The organism is Nonomuraea sp. NPDC004354, from assembly GCF_053602555.1.
In genome coordinates, this window is the sequence record NZ_JBSGDV010000015.1 from 163,092 (window position 1) to 184,596 (window position 21,505).

20 protein-coding genes are annotated in these 21,505 nt (G+C 67.0%); 5 read left to right on the forward strand and 15 right to left on the reverse strand.

What is annotated here, in order from left to right:
- Positions 1-56 precede the first annotated feature (56 nt).
- The 5 genes from ACWENQ_RS33050 to ACWENQ_RS33070 are packed head-to-tail and all read right to left on the reverse strand — an operon-like array spanning position 57 to position 5,903.
- Entirely contained in the window at positions 57-872 is an 816-nt protein-coding gene (locus ACWENQ_RS33050; protein ID WP_449930258.1) for a carbohydrate ABC transporter permease, read from the reverse strand.
- Positions 865-1,743: a carbohydrate ABC transporter permease gene (locus ACWENQ_RS33055; RefSeq protein ID WP_449930257.1), complete on the reverse strand. Its 879-nt coding sequence runs from the start codon at positions 1,741-1,743 to the stop codon at positions 865-867. The genes ACWENQ_RS33050 and ACWENQ_RS33055 overlap by 8 nt, the downstream gene beginning before the upstream one ends.
- A gap of 3 nt (positions 1,744-1,746) precedes the next feature.
- Positions 1,747-2,991: an ABC transporter substrate-binding protein gene (locus ACWENQ_RS33060; protein ID WP_452417729.1), complete on the reverse strand. Its 1,245-nt coding sequence runs from the start codon at positions 2,989-2,991 to the stop codon at positions 1,747-1,749.
- Positions 2,992-3,018: 27 nt separating this feature from the next.
- Entirely contained in the window at positions 3,019-4,623 is a 1,605-nt protein-coding gene (locus ACWENQ_RS33065) for a beta-N-acetylhexosaminidase (RefSeq protein ID WP_452417731.1), read from the reverse strand.
- Positions 4,620-5,903, reverse strand: a complete 1,284-nt coding sequence (locus ACWENQ_RS33070) for a Gfo/Idh/MocA family protein (protein WP_452417733.1) — start codon at positions 5,901-5,903, stop codon at positions 4,620-4,622. Before ACWENQ_RS33070 ends, ACWENQ_RS33065 begins: the two co-directional genes overlap by 4 nt.
- Before the next feature lie 94 nt (positions 5,904-5,997).
- On the opposite strand from ACWENQ_RS33070, the gene ACWENQ_RS33075 reads away from it, so the two are divergent.
- Positions 5,998-7,164, forward strand: a complete 1,167-nt coding sequence (locus ACWENQ_RS33075) for an ROK family transcriptional regulator (protein ID WP_452417734.1) — start codon at positions 5,998-6,000, stop codon at positions 7,162-7,164.
- A 60-nt stretch (positions 7,165-7,224) separates the two neighbouring features.
- On the opposite strand, the gene ACWENQ_RS33080 is transcribed toward ACWENQ_RS33075, so the two are convergent.
- The 4 genes from ACWENQ_RS33080 to ACWENQ_RS33095 all read right to left on the reverse strand — a co-directional run bounded on the left by ACWENQ_RS33080 (position 7,225) and on the right by ACWENQ_RS33095 (position 11,978).
- Positions 7,225-9,018 carry a discoidin domain-containing protein gene (locus tag ACWENQ_RS33080; protein WP_452417736.1) on the reverse strand — a complete coding sequence of 598 codons (1,794 nt, stop codon included), beginning with the start codon at positions 9,016-9,018 and terminating at the stop codon, positions 7,225-7,227.
- Positions 9,019-9,837: 819 nt separating this feature from the next.
- Complete coding sequence (locus ACWENQ_RS33085) at positions 9,838-10,512, reverse strand: DUF402 domain-containing protein (RefSeq protein WP_452417737.1); 675 nt, start codon at positions 10,510-10,512, stop codon at positions 9,838-9,840.
- A gap of 634 nt (positions 10,513-11,146) precedes the next feature.
- Positions 11,147-11,392 carry a hypothetical protein gene (locus tag ACWENQ_RS33090; protein WP_452417739.1) on the reverse strand — a complete coding sequence of 82 codons (246 nt, stop codon included), beginning with the start codon at positions 11,390-11,392 and terminating at the stop codon, positions 11,147-11,149.
- Between the two features lie 418 nt (positions 11,393-11,810).
- Entirely contained in the window at positions 11,811-11,978 is a 168-nt protein-coding gene (locus ACWENQ_RS33095; RefSeq protein WP_452417741.1) for an RHS repeat domain-containing protein, read from the reverse strand.
- Positions 11,979-12,131: 153 nt separating this feature from the next.
- Here ACWENQ_RS33095 and ACWENQ_RS33100 point away from each other — a divergent pair, with 153 nt between their 5' ends.
- From ACWENQ_RS33100 to ACWENQ_RS33110, 3 genes are all read left to right on the forward strand, one after another.
- On the forward strand, positions 12,132-12,548 hold the full coding sequence (locus ACWENQ_RS33100) for a sensor histidine kinase (RefSeq protein WP_452417743.1): 417 nt from the start codon (positions 12,132-12,134) through the stop codon (positions 12,546-12,548).
- A gap of 446 nt (positions 12,549-12,994) precedes the next feature.
- Complete coding sequence (locus ACWENQ_RS33105; RefSeq protein ID WP_452417745.1) at positions 12,995-13,501, forward strand: F0F1 ATP synthase subunit B; 507 nt, start codon at positions 12,995-12,997, stop codon at positions 13,499-13,501.
- Positions 13,502-13,609: 108 nt separating this feature from the next.
- On the forward strand, positions 13,610-13,765 hold the full coding sequence (locus tag ACWENQ_RS33110; RefSeq protein ID WP_452417746.1) for a hypothetical protein: 156 nt from the start codon (positions 13,610-13,612) through the stop codon (positions 13,763-13,765).
- Positions 13,766-13,936: 171 nt separating this feature from the next.
- Here ACWENQ_RS33110 and ACWENQ_RS33115 read toward each other — a convergent pair whose 3' ends face one another.
- Entirely contained in the window at positions 13,937-15,160 is a 1,224-nt protein-coding gene (locus ACWENQ_RS33115; RefSeq protein ID WP_452417748.1) for an esterase-like activity of phytase family protein, read from the reverse strand.
- Positions 15,161-15,839: 679 nt separating this feature from the next.
- Here ACWENQ_RS33115 and ACWENQ_RS33120 point away from each other — a divergent pair.
- Complete coding sequence (locus tag ACWENQ_RS33120) at positions 15,840-16,322, forward strand: hypothetical protein (RefSeq protein ID WP_452417750.1); 483 nt, start codon at positions 15,840-15,842, stop codon at positions 16,320-16,322.
- A 436-nt stretch (positions 16,323-16,758) separates the two neighbouring features.
- On the opposite strand, the gene ACWENQ_RS33125 is transcribed toward ACWENQ_RS33120, so the two are convergent.
- From ACWENQ_RS33125 to ACWENQ_RS33145, 5 genes are all read right to left on the reverse strand, one after another.
- Positions 16,759-17,094 carry a hypothetical protein gene (locus ACWENQ_RS33125; protein WP_452417751.1) on the reverse strand — a complete coding sequence of 112 codons (336 nt, stop codon included), beginning with the start codon at positions 17,092-17,094 and terminating at the stop codon, positions 16,759-16,761.
- Positions 17,049-17,819: a hypothetical protein gene (locus tag ACWENQ_RS33130; protein WP_452417752.1), complete on the reverse strand. Its 771-nt coding sequence runs from the start codon at positions 17,817-17,819 to the stop codon at positions 17,049-17,051. The genes ACWENQ_RS33125 and ACWENQ_RS33130 overlap by 46 nt, the downstream gene beginning before the upstream one ends.
- Before the next feature lie 463 nt (positions 17,820-18,282).
- On the reverse strand, positions 18,283-18,984 hold the full coding sequence (locus tag ACWENQ_RS33135) for an iron-sulfur cluster assembly protein (RefSeq protein ID WP_449930237.1): 702 nt from the start codon (positions 18,982-18,984) through the stop codon (positions 18,283-18,285).
- Entirely contained in the window at positions 18,981-20,021 is a 1,041-nt protein-coding gene (locus ACWENQ_RS33140) for an amidohydrolase family protein (RefSeq protein WP_452417753.1), read from the reverse strand. Before ACWENQ_RS33140 ends, ACWENQ_RS33135 begins: the two co-directional genes overlap by 4 nt.
- A 1-nt stretch (position 20,022) precedes the next feature.
- Entirely contained in the window at positions 20,023-21,057 is a 1,035-nt protein-coding gene (locus tag ACWENQ_RS33145; RefSeq protein WP_452417755.1) for an NAD(P)-dependent alcohol dehydrogenase, read from the reverse strand.
- Between the last annotated feature and the right edge of the window lie 448 nt (positions 21,058-21,505).

Here is a 21,505-nt window from a genome sequence, read left to right on the forward strand (position 1 = left end):
GAAGCCGACGCCGACGCCGACCACCGGTCCGGCCGCGATCCGACCGGTTGATGACATCAGCCCTTCGAGCCGGTGAAGGCGATGCCGGCGATGAGCTGGCGTTGCATGACGACGAAGAGAGCGATCACGGGCAGTGAGGCCACGACCGACCCGGCGAACAGGATGGGGAAGTTGGTCAGGTACTGACCGCGCAGCGAGGCGAGGCCGGCCGAGAGCGTCATCATCTCCGGATCGGTGTTGACCACCAGCGGCCAGAGCAGGCTGCTCCACGACCACATGACAGTCAGCATGCCGAGCGCCAGCAGGCCGGGTCTGACCAGAGGGAGCAGGATGTGCCAGTAGATCTGCAGCGGGTTCGCCCCGTCGATCGAGGCCGCCTCGTCCAGTTCCCTGGGCAACGACAGGAAGAACTGCCGGAGCATGAAGGTGCCGAACGCTCCGAACACGCCCGGCGCTATCAGCGCCTGCAGAGAGTTCAGCCAGCCGAGCTCCATCATGATCTCGTAGCGCGGGATGAGGAACAGTTCCCCGGGCACCATCAGGACGGCCAGGAAGAGCAGGAACAGCGCGCCCCTGCCTGGGAAGCGGAGCCGGGCGAAGGCGAACGCGGCCAGCGAGCACAGCAGCAGTTGCCCGGCGGTGACGGCGGCGGTGACCACGACCGTGTTGAGGAACTGCCTGGCCAGCGGCACCGACCGGAACACATCGGCGAAGTTCGACCACTGCCAGGAGGGCGTGAACTTCGGCGGCACCCGGAGCGAGTCCGGCAGGGTCTGCAGCGAGACCACGAGCTGCCAGGCGAACGGCGCGAGCATGACCAGCGCGCCGGCGGCCAGGAACAAGTGCGCCGGCCAGGTCCTGGGCCTACTCATAGTGCACCCACTTCTTCTGTAGCCTGAACTGGAACGCGGTCAGCATCAGGACCAGCCCGAGCAGGATGACGGCGATCGCCGCGGCGAGCCCGCGCTGGTTCTGCACGAAGCCCGTCTCGTAGAAGAGGTAGACGATCGTGCGACTGCCCTCCAGGGCCGGGCTCTTCAGGTCGATCATGAGATAGACGAGGTCGAAGACCTGCAGCGCGTTGATCATCGTTATGACCACGACGAAGAACGTGGTGGGCGTGAGCAACGGCAGCGTGATGCGGACGAACTGCCGCAGCCGCCCGGCCCCGTCGATCTCGGCGGCCTCGTAGTAGTGACGCGGAATGCCCTGCAGCCCGGCCAGGAACAACACGGCGTTGTAGCCGACCGAGCTCCAGATCCCGACGACCGCGATGGCGTAGATCGCGAAGTCGGGGTCGCCGAGCCAGTACGGCCCGTCGATCCCCACCGTGCCCAGGACGTGGTTGATCGCCCCTAAGTCGCCGTTGAACAGGTACCTCCAGGTCAAGCCCACCGCGGCGGGCATCGTGACCACGGGCAGGAAGTAGAGGGTCCGGTAGAGGCTCAGCCCGCGCAGCCCCGGCACGTTCAGCAGCGCGGCGACGACGATGGACAGCGGCACGCCCGCCAGTACCAACACCGAGTAGAGCAAGGTGTTGCCGAGCGCGCCGTACATCTCCTCGTCGGTGAACAGTTCGGCGAAGTTGGCCGTCCCCACCCAGGTGTAGCCGCCGAAGACGCCCGACTCGGTCATGCTGAGATACAGGGTCTGAACGATGGGCCACAGGTAGAAGACGGCCAGACCCAGCGCCATCGGGGCGATGAGGAGGTATCCCCACGCCCACTCGCGCTTGGAGTGCATTGATTACTCCTTGGCCAGGATCTCGTTCATCTGCGTCGCGATCTCCTTGGCGACGTCGGCCACCGGCCGCTTGCCTGCCCAGGCCTCGGCGAGCAGCCTGTTCTGCACGTCCTGCCACTGCGCGGTGTTCAGCGACACCGGGTACGGCACGCCGTTCGGCATCGAAGCGTCGTAGGTCTCCTTCAGGTGGAAGGTGGGGAAGGCCTTGAACCAGCCCTCCTGCGTGCCGTCGCGGAGCGAGAGGGCGCCGCCGCCGCTGTCGCTGAGGATCTTCTGAGCCTGCTCGGAGACGACGAACTCGGCGAAGGCCGCCGACTCTTTCGGATGCTCGCTCCTGGCCGAGACGGCGTTGGCAAGGCCCAGCAGGATGACGGCGTCCTTGGCCGGACCCTTGGGCAGCGGGGCCACGTCGATCCGCTCGCGGATCTCGGGGTTGGCCCAGAAGGTGGAGGCGAACCAGACGCCGCCGTAGAGCATGCCGTACTTGCCGGACTGGAAGAGCGTGATGGGGTCGGTGTCGGCGTAGACCTCGGCGACAGGGGCGACCTGGTCCTTGATCATGCCGGTCCAGTACTCCAGGCCCTGGATCGAGGCGGGATCGTCGAAGCCGCTCTTCTTGCCGTCCTCCGACAGCACGTGGCCGCCTGCCTGAAGCATGGTGGGGTAGAAGGCGCCCTGGTCCCACATGTGGGCGAGGATGCCGAACTGCTTCTTGGACGGGTCGGTCAGCTTCTTGGCGGCGGCCTTGACATCGTCCCAGGTCCAGTCGGCGGTGGGGTAGGCCACTCCGGCGTCGTCGAAGAGCTTCTTGTCGTACCAGAGTGCCGGGATGCTCACGTTGTGCGGCAGGCCGTACAGTTTGCCGTCATAGCGGTAGCCGTCGACGACCGCCGGGGGAAGGCCCTGGGCCTTCGACTCCTCGAGCGGGGTGATGATCCCGCCCTTGGCGTACATGCGGACGTTGAGGCTGTTCATCCAGAACACGTCGGGTGCGGCGCCGCCGGAGGCGGCCGTCTGGAGCTTGGTCCAGTACTGGTCCCACGGGGTGATCTCGAGCTTCACTGTGACGTTCGGGTTGGCCTGCTGGAAGGCTGCGATGATCTTCTCCGCGCTCGTCTGGTCGTTCTTGTCCCAGATGGCGTAGCTGATCGTGGCCTTTCCTGAGGCTTCCGGCTCGCTGGACGACCCGCAGCCGGCAGTCATGACGGCCAGGCCGGTCAGGCAGACGAGGGGTAGACGGAAACGCATGGTTGTCTCCAGATGGTTGGGGGGTGTTCAGGGCCGCAGGCTGGAGGTCCAGTCGGCGAGCTCGCGCTCGATCTCGGCCCTGGTCCGGGGGTGGCCGGGGGCATCAGGGCGTTGCTGCCAGGGGTGCGGGCCGGTGGCCGGGCGATATTCCACGCCCAGGGCGTCGAGCCGCTTTTCGTGTACGGCGAGCCGTACACGAAAGTCCTCGAAGTCACGCTCGTCGCTCCACATCGCCTCCGCGAAGGCGGCCAGTCGCGGGAAGGCCATGTAGTCGAGGAGGCGGGGTGAGTCGATGTGCTCGGTCCACAGCGCCGCTTGCGCGCCGAGGATCCTGCTCCGCTCCTCCCCGGTGAGGCCATGGGGGACCGGGTCGAAAGCGTGGACGGCGCGCAGGGAGGTCACGCTGCCGATCGGCACCGGTTCCTGGTCGCCCTCCGCCTGGCGGAAATCCAGGTACGTCTCGGCGAACGGGGAGACGACCACGTCGTGGCCGGCCCGCGCGGCCATCGCAGCACACCTGTCGCCGCGCCAGGCCCCGACGGTGACGCCCGGGGGCAGGCCGCCCTCCAGGAGCTCGTCCCAGCCGAGCGGCTTGCGCCCGCGGGCCAGCAGGTAGTCGGTGAAGTGCCGCATGAGCCAGGTCTGCAGCTCATCGGCATCGCGCAGGCCGAGTTCGCGGATGCGTTCCTTGGCGGGGAGGCTCTCGTTCCACTGGGTCTTGGGAGTCTCGTCGCCGCCGACGCAGACGTACTCGCCGGGGAAGAGCTCGAGGACCTCGTCGAGGACATCGGTGAAGAAGGCGATCGTGTCGTCGGAGACGTTGAGCACGTTCTCGCCGACGCCCCACTCGGTGCGCACCTCCAGGGGGACGTCGAGGTTGCCGAGCTCGGGGTAAGCGGCGATGGCAGCCTGAGTGTGGCCGGGAAGGTCGATCTCCGGGACGACCATGACGGAGCGGTCGGCGGCGTAGGAGACGATCTCCCTGATGTCGTCCTGGCTGTAGAAGCCGCCGTGCGGGCGCCCGTCGAACAGGCGATGCCGCTTGGCGCCCAGCGGGGACTCGCGCCGCCAGGCGCCGATCTCCGTGAGCTTCGGGTACTTCCTGATCTCCAGCCGCCAGCCCTGGTCGTCCGTCAGGTGCAGATGGAGGACGTTGAGCTTGTGCGCGGCCAGCAGGTCGATGTACCGCAGCAGGTCGTTCTTGGGCAGGAAGTGCCGCGCGACGTCGATGAGGCAGCCGCGCCAGCCGTACCTGGGGGCGTCGGCGATCTCGATCGCGGGGATGCTCCAGGTTCTGTCTCCGGTACGGCCGGCGCGGAACGCGGCCGGGTCGAGCAGCTGGCGAAGAGTCTGCGCCCCGTAGAAGGCACCGGCCTGGGCCGAGGCCTCGATCAGCACGGACTCCGTCGTGGCGGTGAGCCGATATTCCTCGGGCCCGAGGCCCACGGCGTGGCGGATCTCGACCCCGCCGGGCCCTTCGAGCAGTGGCAGGCCGGTGGCCGAGGTGAGCGCCTGGCGGAGCCACGTCGCGGCACCGGCCAGCACCGGGTCGGCGGTCAACGGCGTCGCGGCGGTGAAGGTGAACAGCCCTTGTCCGAGTGCGCAGCGCGAAGGCGCCGGGATCAGGGTCACAGTGCCTGCACCGTCCGGGTCTCGCGGGCGCGTTCGGCGGCCCAGACGACGAGGTGCCCGGCCAGAGCTTCGGCCGGGTCGGCGCCGAGCGGCGCCTGGTCTCCGGCGGCCACGGCGTCGATGAACGCCCTGACGAGGCCCGCATCGCCACCGCCATGGCCATCGGCAAGCGACGCGCCCGCGTTCGTTCCGGTGTCAAGGGTTTCCTCGGCGCCGGTCGCGAAGTCGACGATCCTGATGTGGCGCCCATCCCCCTCGGCGAAGCCGTGGGTGCCGAAAACCCGCGTCTTGCGGTGCTCCAGCGGTGTGAACGCCGTCATCGTCAACGACGCGGTCGCGCCCCGCGCGAACTCCAGCGTGACGACCTGCTGGTCCACCACGTCGTTGTCGCAGTCGTAGACGCAGCGGCCGTAGGGACCGGTCTCCAGCGCGCGCATGACGCCTGCCGTACTGGCGTCGGAGGTGACGGCGCCGAGCGGCCAGAACTCCCGGGCCGGATCGCCGAGACAGCCCAGATAGAGGCGTGTGGCCGAGTAAGGGCAGGTCGGCTCGACAGGGCAGCTCACGCACCGCGTGTCCGCACCCTCCGGCCGGTTCTCCGGCCGGAAGTGGGTCAGCGAGCCGAAGGACGACACGGCGACCGGTTCGTCGCCGACGAGATGGAGCAGCCAGTCGATGTCGTGACAGGACTTGGTCAGCAGCATCGGCCCTGATTCGGCCGCATTGCGCCAGGCGCCCCGCACGAAGGAGTGGGCCATGTGCCACCAGCCCACCGGCTCCAGGTGCTGGACGCTGGAGATCGAGCCCAGCCTGCCGCTGCCCAGGAGCTCCTTGAACGCTTTTGTGTAGGCGGTGTAGCGGAGCACGTGGCAGATCGCGAAGACGACGCCGCTGCGCTCGACCGCCTCGACGATGCGGCGGGCCTCCGCTTCGGTGGGGGCCAGCGGCTTCTCCAGCAAGATCGCATAGCCCAGCTCGGCGAAGGCGACCGCCGGCTCGACGTGTATCCGGTCCTGCGTCGCGATGACCACAGCGTCCGCCAGCTTCGGCACGGCGGCCAGGTCAGCCCATCCCGTGAAGCGGGACTGCTCCGGCACGTCGTGCTCGGTGGCCAGCGCGGCCCGCCTCACCGGGTCGGGATCGGCCACAGCCACGATGCGTGCCCGACCGTCGGCAGCCGCCGCCCTGGCGTAGATCTGGCCGCGCGCGCCCGCCCCGACGACGGCTATGGTCAAAGTCATTCGAAGACCCCCTTTATTACAGGCTCCATAGATATTCACGGATCTCGCCTTGCGGTCAAGACCCCGGTGCCGGATGATCCAGGTAGACCAGCGCGACATAATTCAGACACTGTTGATAGTGAGGAGCACGCCCGTGCAGGTCAGTGGTGGAGACCTTCAGCGGCTGCGTCAGCAGAACACCCTGAACAGCCTCCGCGCCCTGCGTGAGGCGCGCGCGCCGTTGACGCTCACAGAGCTGGTCGCGCGGACCGGGCTGTCGCGAGCCTCCGTGGGGGACGTCGTCGCCGAGCTCCAGCAACGTGGCTGGATCGCCGAGGTAGCACCCGCACCGGGCACCTTGGGCCGGCCCGCCAAGCGCTACCGCTTCCGCACCGACGTCGGGCACGTGCTCGGCATCGACATAGGAGTCCACAAGGTCCTGGCCGTGGTCACCGACCTCGCGGGCCGGACCATCGCCAGCGGCCGGGTCGCCGTCGACCGGCACACCGCCCGGCATGAGCGGCTGGAGGCCGTGTGGAGAGCCGTCGACGCAGCACTCGTCGCCGCCGGCCGGGAAGCCTCCGACCTGTGGGGCGCCACCGCAGGAAGCACCGGCGTCGTCAACCGGGAAGGGCTGGTCACCCGGGTCCACGATCTTCCCGACTGGGCCGGAGTCGATCTGGCCGGCCATCTCGGGCAGCGCCTGACCTGCCCGATCACCATCGAGAACGACAGCAAGCTAGCCGCTCTCGCCGAGCAGCGGCTCGGCGTCGCGGCAGGCGTTCAGGACCTTGTCTACCTGCACGTCGGCCGCCGGCCCGGTGCCGCGCTCATCCTCAACGGACGGCTTCACCACGGGTTCAGCGGGGCCACCGGCGAGGTGGGCCTCATGGAGGTCACCGGGTGGCGCACCATGGCCGGCCACCTGGAGGTCTGTCGCGCGGCCGCCGGCGCATCACCTGAGGAGGCTGCCAGGCTCGTCTTCGACGCCGCCCGCGCCGGAGACCCCGAAGCCCAGGCCGCCGTCGATACCTACGCCCACCACCTCGCCCTCGGCACCGCCGCCATGGTGCTGACCCTGGATCCTGAACTGGTCGTTCTGGGCGGTGGCTTCTCCCGCTCGGCCGACGTGCTGCTTCCCGCGCTCAACCGGGCCCTCGAACCCCACTGCCTGCGCGTTCCCGGCATCCGGCCGTCGACGCTCGGTGAGGAATGCGTCGCCCTGGGCGGAGCCTGTCTGGCGCTGGACGATGTGGACGAGCGGCTCTTCTCACTGGAAGGGGCCATCCTCGACCCCGCTGCTCCACAGCGCATCTCTTGACGCCCCCTCCTCTTGAAGGCCGGCCGAGCCGGGTTCACCTGGCTCGGCCGGCCGTCGTTGTCAGGCCTTCTCGTAGGGGATGATCTCGGCCAGGGCGGAGGCTCCGCCGATGCCGTAGTCGGAGCGCAGCCTGATGTACCGGGCCGAGAGCCCCTGGAGGCTGACATCGTTGGGCGCGGTCATGCGGGGCCACTCGACGGGTGTGACGTCCCTGAACGTGATGCCGTCGTCGCTGACCTGCACCATGCCCTTGAGGATGGTGCCGTTCATGTTCGTGCGCAGCTTGGGCTGGAACCGTACGGCCGACAGCTCCCTGACGCGGCCGAGGTCGACGGTGATGGTGTGCGGCTGCGGCGGGACCGCGGGGTAGTCGGAGTGGAAGTCGGTGGTCAGCTTGCCGTCGATGGCATTGCGCGGGTCGCCGACGCCGGGCTTGAAGGTGCTGGCGGTGGCCTTGAGCTCGGCGGGCGGGATGCGGCGACCGGCGGGCTCGGCCGGCCAGATGTGGCGTCCCTTGCCGGGGTCCTCGGTGACGGGCTCCCGGTCGGGTCCGGTCCCCTTGCCGCGGATCAGGATGTCGGTGATGACCGAGCCGTGGTCGGAGTAGAAGGGGTAGGGCTGGTTGAGCCAGCTCTGCCGGTGGCGGGGCAGGCGATCGATGTCGGCGCGAGACCCCAGGATGCGGACGTCCTTGCCGCGGGCGAAGACGTAGTCGATGCGGCCTGGAATGGCGCCCATGCCGTGGTAAGGGCTCCACGTGCGGCCGGGGTAGCGTCCGGCGTCGGGGTTGGCGTAGCGGAAGGTATCCATGAAGCCGTGGTCGGTGTACAGCTTGGTGTACGGCCAGGGCAGGACCACGCCGCCGTGGCCGGGGGCGTCGGCGAACTGCTCGCTCCAGTCCAGGTGCGACTGCGCGTTGAGGTCGCCGCCCATGAGCACCGGGGCATCGTCGTCGCCGATGAAGGACGGGATCGCCTTCTCGAGGATGGCCTTGCCCATGGCGACCCGGCGAAGGTTGTCGCCCTCCAGGATCTGTTCGTTGGTCTTGGTGCGGGGCAGGCCGTGGGTGTTCTGCACCGCCGCGTCGTGGGTGTCGCCGTAGGCCCAGCCGTCGTGCCAGGTCCACAGGCTGAAGGCGTGGACATGCTTGCCGTTGGGCAGGCCGAGCCGGGCGCCGCCCAGGTTGAATGAGCTGATGTCCGCGTCGGCGTAGCGCGGGTACACCTTCTGGATGTCGAGCTTGGTGTAGAGCCACAGGTTGTCGCCGTTGACGCTGTAGTCCTCGGGCGTGGTGAGCTGCACGCCGGCGAATCGGTCGCCCTCCGCCCGCCCGGCGTTCAGCCCGTCGAGGATCTTCTGGCCGGAGCCGTACCCCTCGACCACGAAAAGAATGTCGGGGTTGACCTCGTTCATGTAGTCGATCATCTGGGCGAGGTTCTCGCCGGTGTTCTCCTGGCGGTTGTAGGTGCCGCCGACGAAGAGGTTCCATGACATCAGCCGGAGCGGTGTTCCCACGTGCTTCTCCGGCAGGGAGGTGAGGGAGACGTCGACCGTCACGTCCTTGTCGGGGAGCACGAAGGGGCGGCTGCGCACCTGCCCGTCACGCGTGTACAAGGTGTCTCGCGCCCATACCTGGTCGCCGCTCCTGACGGTGGTGACGAACTCCTCGACGCGGTGAGGTCGGGCCTTGCCGGTGGCGACCACTGTGCAGGTGCTGCCGGGGCCGTTGCCGTCGCAGTCCAACCGGTAGCTCGGCTTGCTTCCGCGGTCGGCGGAGGCCGCGGTGGTGTTCGTGGCGGCGAGCAGTCCGGTCAAGGCCACGGCGACGGCGAGCGGAGGGACTAAGAAGCGCATGGGCATTCCTTCTGCGAGATTTCTTGGGGATCAAGGGGGTCGGTCGCGGGTGTACGAGAAGTGCTGCCAGGTGAGAGGCCGCGGCGGCGGCAAGGTACGAGTCAGGGCCGGGGCGGCAGTGTGGGGGCGCCGGCCGACGGCGACCGAAGCGTGCGGCTCGCCGCTCCTGGGTCAGCTTCGAAGAAGAGTTCGTGGTCTCGCCCTCAGGGCATGTTCAACGGCCCGATAACGAGCGCACGCTGCGCGTCTGCTCGGACACGGTATTCCGGTTGTACCTCGCACAGGGTGGGAGACGGCGCCGGGCAGGCTCAGGTGACGTGACCTCTGCGTGTCGTCACAGGTGGTCGGCACGTGGCAGCACATTATTGACAGACTCCAGAGGAAGTTGTCCCCAGTGAAGGGCCTCTACCGGGATCATCCCGGCGTCGCCGCTACGCCGCAAGGTCTCCAAGGTGAATATTTACAGACTGTGCAATAAAGACCTGCTGTGGGAGTGGCATCCCGCAGCCAATGAGCTTCCCGACATTCCCAGCCACCCTGCTGGCCTGGCACCGCAAACTCCGCAGCTCACCGCGCCATGCGGCCACGGATGACGAGCCCGGCTCCTCGGCCTCATCTGCCGTGCGGGTTCTCACGCGCAAGCTTGAAGAGGAGCGGCGCGCTCGACGGAACGAGGTGGCGGAGTTGCGCAGAGCGTTGGACGTGGCCCAGGGCGAAAACCTTGAGCTGCGGCGACGCCTCGACCGATACGAGCCGACATGATCGCCCTCGTGGCCTTCGGCAAGCCGAGTAGGGGTGCCATGGGCACCTGGGGATCGCTTAGCGGGCAGTGGATTTCGTGACGATCTCCTGGACGTCCTCGGGCAATGTCGGTGCCGGCCACGCCTCATATCGAAGTGGCGCCCACTCGTGTGCGAACGGTCCTTGCCGAGTCTCGATCAGCCCCATGACCTCCAGACGGGCTTCGGCAACGCGGCGGTGAACTTGATCGTCTATCAGCCCCAGCCGCCTGCCGTGCTCATATTCGTCTTCATCCTTCCATCTGTACTGAGAAAGATCAGGTTCGACAATGAGGTCCAGCATGAGGTCGAAGGTGTCTATGCCCAGGTGAGTGCGTTGTTTCGGCATGTCGAAGTCGACATACCAGGCGAGCGGTTGATGATCGGAGTCGAAGAACTGGCGGACGGTGAAATAGGTGTCGATGCCATACCAGCTGCGCACCGCGGTGCCTTGCCAGGTCCACCATCCCAGTTCCCACCTGCCCGAGGCGAGCTCGCGGATCGTTCGTTCCCGCTGGCTGCCGCCGTTCAGGGTGGAGTCGATCCACGTGGTGGACGCCAGGCCGCGAAGCCCTGGCCATCCGGCCACCATCAGATACTTCTCGGTGTCTTGGAGAACGCGGTACGGGACCGCTGTCCAGACCTTCCCCTTCCAGATGTGGCGGCGCACGGCTGTCGCCCCGGCATCGAAGCGTCTATGGGCGTCGGTCTCCATGGCTCGATCTTGCATGATCCCGCGCAAGCCAGTCGATCTCGTGTTGATGTCGCTGCTGCGAACGAAAACACGGCCGTCGACGGAGGATGCACCCTCGTCAACGGCCCTCCTGTGGCAGGCGCAGATACGAGGTGGTCGACGTCGAGCCCGCTGGGATCGGTGACGACTTGATCGTCGTAGTAGGAGTACCAGCGGCCGCCTGACAGTTCTGCAGCCATCGCCGATCTGGAGAGAGGCATCGAGGCTTCCTCGATGAGGACCTCCACCCTGGTGGAGCAACCGTCACGATCGGCGTCGATCCAGTGCCTGAAGCCGCTGTGCTGGTAGCCCGCGCGCGATTCGGCGCCGGTGGGGAGAGTGGCGACGGCTTCGGCGAGGAGCGGGCCGGCGTAGGTCGGCGTCTGAGGTGCGGCGGATGCCGGCGTGGCGTTGGGTGCGGTGATGGCGACGAGGGCGCCGGCCAGGAAGGCATGGGTGGGCGTGGGGGCTCCACCGCTCATTACTGAGAGTTGTGATTCGTGGGAGTCCGCCGTCTCTACCCGCACAGTAAGAGCCCAGTAGCGAGTCGGTTGCCCAGTACTCCGACGAGGCGTTCGCCGATCTGCGCTTCTCGGCGCTGCCGCTGGTTTTTGCGTCACGGAACGAGCAGGTTGATAGCGACGCCGATGGGGATGGAGACGAGGGCGCCGATGCCGATGTAGATCCATTGTTGGCGTCGTTCAGCGCGGATGGTGGCTTCGGTCTCGCCGACGAGAATGTGGCGAATCTTCTCGGCTTCCTCCTTGTTGAGTTCGAGGAGCTTCCGCTGGTGCTCGGCGTCAGCGAGGAGTGTGTCGCGGATCGCTTGCTGGACGTCGAGATCGCGCTGGAGGTCTTCCATCAGTGCGGCCGCTTCTGCGAAGGCCGAGTTGACGGCCTCGATGCGGCGGCGCAGCCGTTCTCCGGGGTCCTCTGCAGCTTCCTGGTTTTCCGCTCATCGACCCAGTTGACCCACCAAAACACGAGTAGGACTGCGATCATGGTTGCGTAGCGTAAGGCGGTGCTGAGAAGCTCGCCGAAGTTGCGGGGCCATAGCGCGGGCATGGGCTCTGCGACGGCGATCACAAGTGCAACGAAAGCGACGACGGCTATTGCATACCGGTACTTGCGGGCGGTCTTGGCTGACCTGCTACGGGTCTTCATGATGTCATTGCATCGCGTTCGTCTGGGACGGTCGTGCCGCGTGATCGAATCGGGATCTTGGTGCTTGTGCAATGGAGCCCCCGCCGCCTCCCTGTACGAGGGATAGCGGGGGCTCTCTAGGTCGGGAAGGTCTGCTTGGCGAGGCGCCCGGCCCGGTCGTAGGTCGTCGTGGTGGTACGGCCTTCGGCGTCGATCTGCTCAGTACGCCGGCCGAAGGTGTTGGAGCCCAGCTTGGAGGCCGTCGTCTCGCTGACGGCGGTGCCGCCTGTGCGTTCCACCTGCATGGCGGGCAACAGCAGCAGCGCCGGCGCACAGCGGTAAGCGCGGCCCGGATCATGTGCATGTCTTGGTCAGAAGGACGCCGGATCACGTGGGCTTGAGCGTCGGTACGCAGGTGCGACCCGATGCGCCTGTCGAGTTCTCTATGGAGATGGTTGATGGCCGAGCGGGCCAAGGTGAGGCCGGCTGATGAAATACTCTCCCGGGAGTCTCTTTCTCGGTACTTGGCGCAATGGTCCAGGGATAGTGGAGTCAACGTAGAGATATGGGCGCTCCCGGATGAGATCGTACCGATCCGTGTAATGGCGGCGATCTCCGCCTGCATCGCCGAGGCCTTGTCCAATATCGAAAAGCACAGTCAGGCTCGCACCGTCTCTGTCGTCATCACGGTCAGTCCATCCGGCTTGAGGCTGACGATCAGCGACGACGGGTATGGGTTCGAGAAGCTTCGTCCTGGTCCGGGGATCGCTGTGATGCGGGCCGCGATGAAATCGGTTGGCGGATCCTTCGGCATCAATGGCACGCCGGGCGGCGGTACCACGATCAGCGGCGCAGTACCACGTACGCGCTGGTAGATCTATCATGTTTACTACGTGTATGAGCGCTTGTAGGCTCGTCTTGTTCGCGACCCAGCCGCACCTCTTGATCTTGATCGAGAATGTCTGGGACGTCTAGTACTCCAGTGGCACTCGACTTGGCCGCGAGTCCTTCCATCCGTCCTGTACCGGGGTCCGGGGTTACGGAACCGGTACCCGCCAACCTCTGACGCGTTACTGCCAAATATTGAGCGGCTGTGGGCCAACCCCTTCACTCGTTGTCTCTTCGCCCGAACTTCTCCGGGGGTGTGCTGTTCGAAGCGAGCAGTGTGGATACCTGTCGGCTCCAGCACGGATGTAATCGGCGTGATCGTAACGCTATCTTCACCGCCTTCGGGATATTTGTTTAGTTCGTGATGTCGATGTACGTCGGCAGTTCGCTGCCTATGGGTCCTCTGACAACCACGCTGACGAAAGGTCCATTCGTGAACCCCCTCTCCCCGGACAACTTCTACGAGCCCGTTATCGGACTCGTCATGTTCCTCGTTACTCTGTTCGTCCTCGGTAAACTGCTTGTACCGCGCTTACAGAAGACGCTGGCCGAGCGGGCTGACGCGATCGACGGCGGAATCATGCGGGCAGAGGAGGCCCAAGCCGAGGCCCGGAAGCTCGAGCGGCAATACCGCAAGCAGCTGGAAGAGGCCCGGCGCGACGCGGCGCTGCTGCGGGAGGAGGCCCGCGAGCAGGGCGCGCAGATCAGGGCTGAGCTCCGCGCGCAGGCGCAGGCCGAGGCTCGCCACCTCATCCGGACGGCGCACGCCCAGATCGAGGCCGACAGACAGGCGGCGTTCGCCCAACTCCGTACGGAGATCGGCCGTCTGTCGACCGACCTGGCGGGCCGCATCATTGGCGAGCCATTGGAGGAGGACGTGCGGCATACCGGCATCGTGGCGCGATTCCTGGACGAGCTGGAGAACCGAACCGCCTCGTGAGGTAACGGTCCGACCGTTGGCAAACGCGCGGCAGACCGATCCGTGCGGCACCTTCATCGAGCAGGGCTACAGCAAGCGCGGCGAACCCATCGCCCGCACGCTGAAGGGGTGGACGGCAGTCCGGCCGCCCCGCAGCCCGCCGCCGACGTGGTGCTCGATCCCGCGGCTACCTCCACCGTGGATGCGATGGGCCGCAAGACCGCCTACGCCTACTGGATGGACAACCGGCTCCGGCAGAGCACCACCTCGACGGCGCCAAGCTGAACGGCTCGGCCACGCCGGCGGACGTGGTGGAGCCGGCCGAGTACGACCCGGCCGGCAACCTGACCCAGCAGATCAACGGCGGCGGCCTGGGCGCCACCGATTTCGTGGTGCCCAAGGCGTGAGGCGGCGCCGGACGGGGCTCGGGACAGACCCTTCCGGCGCCTCTCATTACTACCGCTTCGGGAATCCGATCACGATCATCTCGGTGGCGTCCGTCTTGCCCGGGACGCGGCCGGCGCTGTCCGGGAAGTTGTTGTCCTGCATGACGGCGATCCTGTTGCCCGGCAGAGGGAGCAGGGCCTCCACGGACTGCAGGGGGAACTTGAAGGGGTCGCCGAGACCGTAACCTCCGGCGGGGTCGTCCGAGCCGATGTGGGCAGGGTTGCGCAGGTTCAGCAGGTCGGCGACCTCGGTCTTGACGAGGTAGCCGTCGGCGTCGGTCTTGCGCCGGTCGATCAAGTAGACGCGCTTGAAGGTGGCCTTGGGCCCCTCGTCGTCCTCACGCTCGATCAGGATGGCCCGGTTGGCGTCGAGGGCTTGCATGTCGGCGATGCGGTAGTCCTCGCCGTCCGTCCGGTACTGCCAGGAACGACCGGTGTATTGGTTCTGCTGGGTGTCGAACTCGTAGATGTAGCGCCGGAACGGGTTGGCGTCGTTGGTCAGCCGGCCTTCCACCGCGGGGTAGAGGAAGCGTCCGTCGGGGGAGGAGGTGAGGGCTTCGAAACCGCGGCTGCCCTGTACCGTCGTGGGCTCGCCGTTCGCCGGCGTCGGGTTGTTCGGGGATTTGAGTGAGGGGTGGGCGATCGGGGCCTGCAGCAGCTTGCCGGTGCTGTCGAAGTGCAGAAGGAACGGCCCGAACTCGTCGCCGACCCACATTGACCCGTCGGGGGTCCGGGTCACCGACTCCGGGTCGAAGTCGCCGCCGGTGAGCAGCCGGTCCGCGGTGTTCTCGTTGACGATCTGGAAGGGGATCTTGTGGTCCGGGTCGGCGAGCGAGAGGAACCGGCCCACGTCGATGGTCCCGGCTCCGCCGCCGGCCGTCTCCCACCGTGGCGTGAAGTGGTAAAGCCGCAGCAGGAAGTCCACCGAGTTGCCCTTGGTCCCGAAACCGTTGTCGGGCATGGCCCAGAACGAGCCCTTGCCGTCGGGAAGCATGGACGAGATGCCGAGCACCAACTGGCTGGGGTAAGGAGGCGTCATGCCGTTGTTGGGGTCGCTGAAGGCGCCGGTGGGTGGGCCGGGGGCCGGCGCGTAGGCGGGCAGTGTGGCGCGGGCGAGCAGGGTCGCGCGAGCGGGGTCACCCGGAGGCGAGGCAACCTTGCCGGCGGCGAAGGCGGGGGTACCGACCAGCATGAGCGCCGCGGTGGCCAAAAGGATGAGAGGGCGACGTCGCACATTTTCTCCTGAGGAGCGGACCAGTGATGGGGCATGGGCGAGTCGGATCAAATCGGTCGACTATTAACTGCGGTTACGGACTTGATGGCGGCAGGCCGTAGGGGCGGCGAAATGCCGGTGACATCCGCTGGTCGCGCCGCCCGGACCGGTGCCGTCCGCCTCCGTCCAGCGGGCCGATCGGGCGGTGACGACCAAGCTCCGTTCCACGCGCTGCCGCGCGTCGGGATGGTCAACCTGGCCCAGATCATCGGCGAGATCGACCCATGCTCGGACGTGCCGACTCCGCCGACCACCTGGCCGCCGAAACCGGCAACGCCTCTCTTCTTTCACGTGTGGCATGGTGGCCGCCTGTCGCAGCATGTTGCGACATCGCCGTGACGCCGGTGAGATCGTCACCCCTGTCCGCGATGCGACATCGAGCCCGGCTCAGCCCGCGGAACCGCACCCCAAGCAGGGCCGATGAGGTCGAGCATCACGATGGGAGCGGCCATTGGTCTCACGGCATGAACAAACAACCCACAACATCTCCGAGGTTTCCCGCGTCCGACTGACTATGACCTCACTTACCGAGCGCGCGAGTCACCCAAGAGCCCGCCGATACGAAGCCTGGACCAACGCCGCCGCCCTGGCCGCCTGCCTGACGGTCGTCCTCGGCGGAGGTACCGCCAACGCGGCCCCCGTGGACGGCGCGGCGGCGCAGGCCGGCGCCGCCATCGCGGCGGATGCCGCCGGCCGGCTGGACCGGGTCGACTGGGCGTCCGTAGTGGAGCCGGCTCTGAACTGCCCCAGACCGGGGCCGCACGCCACCTGGTACGTCGTGCGCGCCCGCGTGGCGGCCGTCGGCGACCTTACCCGTGACGGCAGGCGTGAGACCGTCGTCGTGTCGTCGTGCCCGAGCACGACGTCGAGCAATCCCTTGATCGCCTTTGTCTACGACGGAGCCTCCAAGCCCTCGGCTCCGCGCTTGCTCGGAAAACTCGGCAAGAACCGCTACTTCAAGTCCCTGAAGGTCGCGATCCGGGGCGGGCGTGTGCACCTGCACGGCGAGGCGCTCAGCGACCAGGCCCCCAGATGCTGCCCTGACCTGATCGTCAGCCAAACCTACAGGTGGGACGGCACGCAGTTCCGCAGGGCGGCGGAAAAGGCGAACCGCATCACGTGACCGCTGACAGGTAGGGCGTGTTGTACGGACCGCTAGTGCGGGGACGGCAGGCGGCCGGGGTCCGCGGTACTGGCCCAAGGGAGTGGCCCCAGGTCGGACTGCCGATCGGTGCCTGGTTCGTACCGGTCAGCCGGATCTCGTAGGCGATCTCCTCACCGAACCTCCACACGACTTCCTGGCAGATGCGGGCGAGGCCGGCGACGGTCTCGCCCGCCACTGCGCGCAGTGCGGCGGTGATCCTCACGGCCGGGCACGACTCCGCTGCTGAGGGCGTCGAACAGACGCTCCAGGCGGGCACGGTGGTCGTCTGCGATGGTGCCGGCCGCTTCTCCGGCGATCAGGCGCCGGGCGTTCTCCACCAGCGCGGCGGTGAAGAAGGCGGCGAGCAGGGGCCGTCGAGGGCCGGGTCGTGTTCGAGCTCGCCGGCGCAAGTTCGCTAAAGGTCGGAGGCGATCTCTCTGCCGCGGGCGACCAGCGCGGGCGAGGCCGCTACGGTCCGGAAGAAGGGGACGGACCCGTCCTTGTGGCCGGACAGGGCGTGCCGCTCCTTGAGGAGATGGAACGCCGTGTCGCGCAGGGACTGGAGCACTCCGGCGTCCGGGGCGCGGTCGCGGACCGCTGAGCGCAGAAGCTCGACGGCGTCGACCTCGCGGTCCAGGCGGAGGTCCTCCTCGCGCGGGAAGTGCTTGAAGACCGTCACGGCCGAGACCCCGGCGGAGAGCCCGCTCAGGGAGTGGGTGTGGCCGCCTGACTCGTCGTTCGCGCAACCCATGTGCGAAGGGTTTCCGACTTGTGCCAGTGCTGATTGAAGTAGTCGGTGAAGTACTTGGCCGCCTCGGGGTCTTCCATGCTCATTCCCCTGATTACCTGCTCCGTTCCGCCGGAGAAGGCCAGGAAGACGACGCGCTCGTCGACGATTGCCATGTTCAGCAGGTCCGCCTTGATGTCCCACTCCACCACGTGGGCCTCGTAATTCTGAACTTCGCAAGTCTGGTCGAAATGGGTCATTGCCCACTTTCGCATCGCGTCAGAGTTCACGCAGATCAGGCGGCGGACGGAACGAGAGGAGTTGCCTCCGGCCCAGTCAAGCACGGCGTCGAAGTACTGCTTGGCCTCCTTCTGGGCCAGGGTGCTCGGCGGCGCTTGCCGTACGTACCAGACGTCGAGCTGGTTCTCCGCGCCCCGGAGGATCGCTGTGCGGAGAGCGCTGTAGAACTCGGCGTTGTTCTTGTAGCGGCGGAATTCTGTGCACTGGTGGTTGGCGAGCTTCTCCAGGGTCCGGTCCATGCCGCGTAGAGGGAGGAGACACCGTAGAATCGCGTAGAGCGCTACGAAGATCAATGGTAGGAATGCGGCAGGCGGCCAGTCGAAGACGGCGCCCAGAACGCTTGCGCCGACAACGATCACGCAGACGACGGTGATGATGCGGTCTTCGATGCGGTCGAGTGATAGAGAAGCGAGAGACTTGCGCCGGTTGCGTGGGGGGGTCGCGTCCATGCTGTTGCCTTCCTCGTTATGCTCCAGTAGACGCTCAGAATCGGGAAGTAGTTCCAAGCGGTCTATTCGTGCGGCTCAAACAGCTACAGATCACGACGACACCGATCAGTGCCGTTGAAGAGGAACGGACATATTGTCAACGACGGCCGAATTCTGACTTTCCGTGATAGGCCCCGTTGAGTAGATCACGGTTCGGGTGTTCCGGCCGGTCGCCCAGCCTGATCACGAGCATCCGCAGCGTGTTGATCAAGGAGTTTGTCGCCGTCCTGTTCCCTCATCTGGTCGGCGTGTGCGTTGATCAGGTCTTCCGGCCGGGGACCACGGTAAGGATCCGGGCCAGGACCGGCACCGTGGAGGCCGCCTGCCCGGCCTGTGGAACGCCGTCGCAGCGGGTGCGCAGCCACTACGAACGGCGGCGTCCGATACCGCGGTCGGGAGGCCAGGAGGTGGTGTCGGCCGGCGGTCAGGGCGGACAGGATGGGGAGTCCCGCCCCGCCGCTTCGGGATAACGCGTGTGGAGGAGTCCGCGGCAGAAGTCGGCGTTGCCCTCGATGCTGACCCGCACGGCACGGGCGAAGCGCAGCCGCAGCGCGGCCTCCTCGTCGGGGATCGGCTCGCCGCGCTCGTCGAGAAGCAGCGGCGACTGCGGCGAGCAGTCCAGCCCGAGTTCGGCCCTGCGGTGAAGCAGCCGCGCCAGCTCCGGGGACGGCGGGACCTCGCCCAGTCGCAGTCGCGCAGGCGGCAGGCCCTCGGCGGTCAACCGGGTGCCCAACCGGTCGAGGCTCGCCAGGTAGGCCTTGCGCCGGAACGTCAGGCGCAGCTCGTCAGGCTCTCCGCACGCCTCGCCGGGGAAGGACCCGGTGAACCCTGCCCCTTCCGAGACAGCCGCGTTGATCTCGTGGGCCGCGAAATGGTCCTCCAGCCGGACGTCGACCGCGACCACGCCGGGTACCGCTCGTACCGCTTGGCAGGCGTCGGCCACCATCAGGTAGGCGAAGTTCGGCGCGCAGAAGTACGTCGGCAGGCGGAGCCGTACCGAGACGTGCCCCTCGTGGACCTCGGCCTCGCTGACGAACCCGAGCTCGGTGATCGGCTCGTCCAGCTCGGGATCCCGTACGGTCGCCAGCGCGTCCCAAACGTCGCGGTCGAGGGACGGCACGCTCATGCCGGCACTTTCGGCCCGGACCCGACGGGCTCGTCGCTGCCCGCGTGGGCTTCCACGATGTCCAGCTCCGGCGGTACCGGGATGTCGTAGAGCCGGGCGGCGTTGAGGCCCAGGATCTTCTTCTTCACCTCAGGGGTGAGCTCGCCGTACTCTCCGCGCATGTCTTCGGGGATCTGGAAGTCCACGAAGCGTTCGATGAGCCACTTGGGCGTCCAGATCGCGTAGTCGCTGGCGAAGGTGATCCGGTTCTCGTCGAGCCAGTACAGCAGTTCGCCGATCACCTGGGCGAAGTAGCGCGGCCTGGTGTGAATGAACGGCATCACGACGGCGAGCCCGCCGTAGACGTTCGGCTCCTGCGTGGCGATCCAGCAGAAATCCTCCAGCCTGGGCAGCCCGCAATGCTCGACGATGAACGTCAGCTCAGGGAACATGCTCGCGACCTCGTCCACGTCGGCCACGTCGAACGCGTCCCGGTTGAGCGGGTAGATCGTCGGCCCCTTGTGGACGTGAATGTTGCGGATCCCGAGTTCCTGGCTTTTCTCGAGGTATCGGTAGGACCACGGGTCGGTCAGTTTCCAGCCCTTCGAAGCGCCCTTCCATTCGGCGGTGTAGAGCTTGACCCCTTTGAGATTCCAGCGCTCCGCCAGCGCCTCGAGCCTTTCGAGCCCCGCCTCACCGTCGCGCGGATCCCACGACCCGTTCACGATGAACTTGTCCGGGTACTTCTCCGCGAGCACCCCGTCCTGCTCGGTGGTGTTGAAGCCGGCCACGAAGAAGTCGTTGAGGTAGGTCGGCTGGAAGATGGCCTTGTCCACGTAGCCGGCCTCGAAGACGTCGTGCAGGATCCGTTCCTCGCTCTGCTGCCAGAACTCCTCCAGCGGCCAGACCTCCGACGCCGGAGAGAGATTGCGGTGGTAGTCGTAGAAGCAGTTGATGAAACCCTCGCCATAGCGGTTCGCCTGATTCGACGGCTTGGCGTCCCAGAAATGGATGTGCCCGTCGACGACGAAATACTGCCGGCCATCCTTTTCGTACATCTCAGCTCCTCGCGGGTACGAGAATTCCCCGGCCTTGCAGACGGCCGCTGTCCAGGTCGTCCATGGCCTCGTTGACGGCTTCGAGGGGATATTTCCTGGTGTGCAGATGTACTTTTCCCTGCGCGGTCAGGGCCATCAGCTCGTCCAGATCGTTGTACGAACCGACGAGGTTGCCGATCACGTTGATCTCGTTGGAGATGATGTCGATGGTGGGGATCTCGACACGGCCCCCGTAGCCGATCACGAAGTAGGAGCCCGCGCGGCGCAGCATCGCCACGCCTTCGGCTTCGGTGCCTCCCTCGCCGACGAAGTCGAGCACGACGTGCGCGCCGCGCCCGCCGGTGAGGTCGGTGACCGCGTTGAGCTGGCTGCCGTCGGCCGGCACGGTGTGCGTGGCGCCCAACCCCTTGGCGAGCTCGAGTGCCGCCTGCGACCGGTCGACGACGATGATCTCGGCCGACGCCATGGCGGTCAGGCACTGCACGCCGATGTGGCCCAGCCCGCCGGCGCCGATCACCACGATCTGCGTGCCCGGGTAGAGCAGCGGCAGCGCCTTTCGTACCGCGTGGTAGGCGGTCAGTCCCGCGTCGGCCAGCGCGGCGACGTCCGCGGGCTCCATCGAAGGATCCAGCTTGACCACGGACCTGGCGTTGGTGAGGAGGAACTCGGCCATGCCGCCATCGGTGTCGATACCGGGGAACTTCGCGTTGGCGCAGTGCACGTCGTCGCCGGCGCGGCACGCGCGGCACAGCCCGCAGGTGACGAGCGGGTGCAGGATGACCGCGTCGCCGGGCTGCACGCCCGTCACGGCCGAGCCGACATCCCGCACCCAGCCGGCGTTCTCGTGCCCGATCGTGTACGGCAAGGCCACGCCGGACTTCTCCGCCCACTGACCTTCTACGATGTGCAGGTCCGTACGGCACAACCCGGTCCCGCCGATCTCGACCAGCACGTCCAGCGGCCCGCTGATCTCGGGGTCGGGGACGTCCTCGACCACCGGGCGCTTGTTGTACTCGTGAAGCCGTACGGCTCTCATCGCCACTCCCCGACCTACGAAAGGCTGTAGCTCGATCGTTGGAGGGTCACCGGGTGCGGTCAATGGCCGAGAATTCACGGAGCCGGAATTTTGCCCGATATTTCACAAGGCCGGAATTCCGGGGGCGACATTGGGCAACTCCCGGCCCTCTACAGGCGGGATGCCGAGGTTCTCGATCGAGGGCAGCTTGGTGTGTCACCACGCACGGAGCAGTCCCATCAGTACAGGTGGTCGACAGATCCGACGACGTCGGGATCGCGCCGTCTCCCCGGCGAAATACCGAGCCGTCTTGCACAGGGTCCCGCTCCACATCCAGTTCACGCACCCGCCGGCGCAGCTCGGCGTTCTCGGCCTCCACCGCCTCCGGCGACGCCTCGCCGCCGGTGCCGGCGCTCTTCGGCCTGCGTCCCGGCCGGCCCGCCTCAACCCGCTCCGTGCGCGCGGACCG

Coding starts and splice junctions, on each gene's coding strand:
- ACWENQ_RS33050 (WP_449930258.1), bottom strand. CDS start 872: ATGAGTAGGCCCAGGACCTGGCCGGCGCACTTGTTCCTGGCCGCCGGC.
- ACWENQ_RS33055 (WP_449930257.1), bottom strand. CDS start 1,743: ATGCACTCCAAGCGCGAGTGGGCGTGGGGATACCTCCTCATCGCCCCG.
- ACWENQ_RS33060 (WP_452417729.1), bottom strand. CDS start 2,991: ATGCGTTTCCGTCTACCCCTCGTCTGCCTGACCGGCCTGGCCGTCATG.
- ACWENQ_RS33080 (WP_452417736.1), bottom strand. CDS start 9,018: ATGCGCTTCTTAGTCCCTCCGCTCGCCGTCGCCGTGGCCTTGACCGGA.
- ACWENQ_RS33085 (WP_452417737.1), bottom strand. CDS start 10,512: ATGGAGACCGACGCCCATAGACGCTTCGATGCCGGGGCGACAGCCGTG.
- ACWENQ_RS33090 (WP_452417739.1), bottom strand. CDS start 11,392: ATGGAAGACCTCCAGCGCGATCTCGACGTCCAGCAAGCGATCCGCGAC.
- ACWENQ_RS33095 (WP_452417741.1), bottom strand. CDS start 11,978: ATGCAGGTGGAACGCACAGGCGGCACCGCCGTCAGCGAGACGACGGCC.
- ACWENQ_RS33100 (WP_452417743.1), top strand. CDS start 12,132: ATGGCCGAGCGGGCCAAGGTGAGGCCGGCTGATGAAATACTCTCCCGG.
- ACWENQ_RS33125 (WP_452417751.1), bottom strand. CDS start 17,094: ATGGGTTGCGCGAACGACGAGTCAGGCGGCCACACCCACTCCCTGAGC.
- ACWENQ_RS33130 (WP_452417752.1), bottom strand. CDS start 17,819: ATGGACGCGACCCCCCCACGCAACCGGCGCAAGTCTCTCGCTTCTCTA.
- ACWENQ_RS33135 (WP_449930237.1), bottom strand. CDS start 18,984: ATGAGCGTGCCGTCCCTCGACCGCGACGTTTGGGACGCGCTGGCGACC.
- ACWENQ_RS33140 (WP_452417753.1), bottom strand. CDS start 20,021: ATGTACGAAAAGGATGGCCGGCAGTATTTCGTCGTCGACGGGCACATC.
- ACWENQ_RS33145 (WP_452417755.1), bottom strand. CDS start 21,057: ATGAGAGCCGTACGGCTTCACGAGTACAACAAGCGCCCGGTGGTCGAG.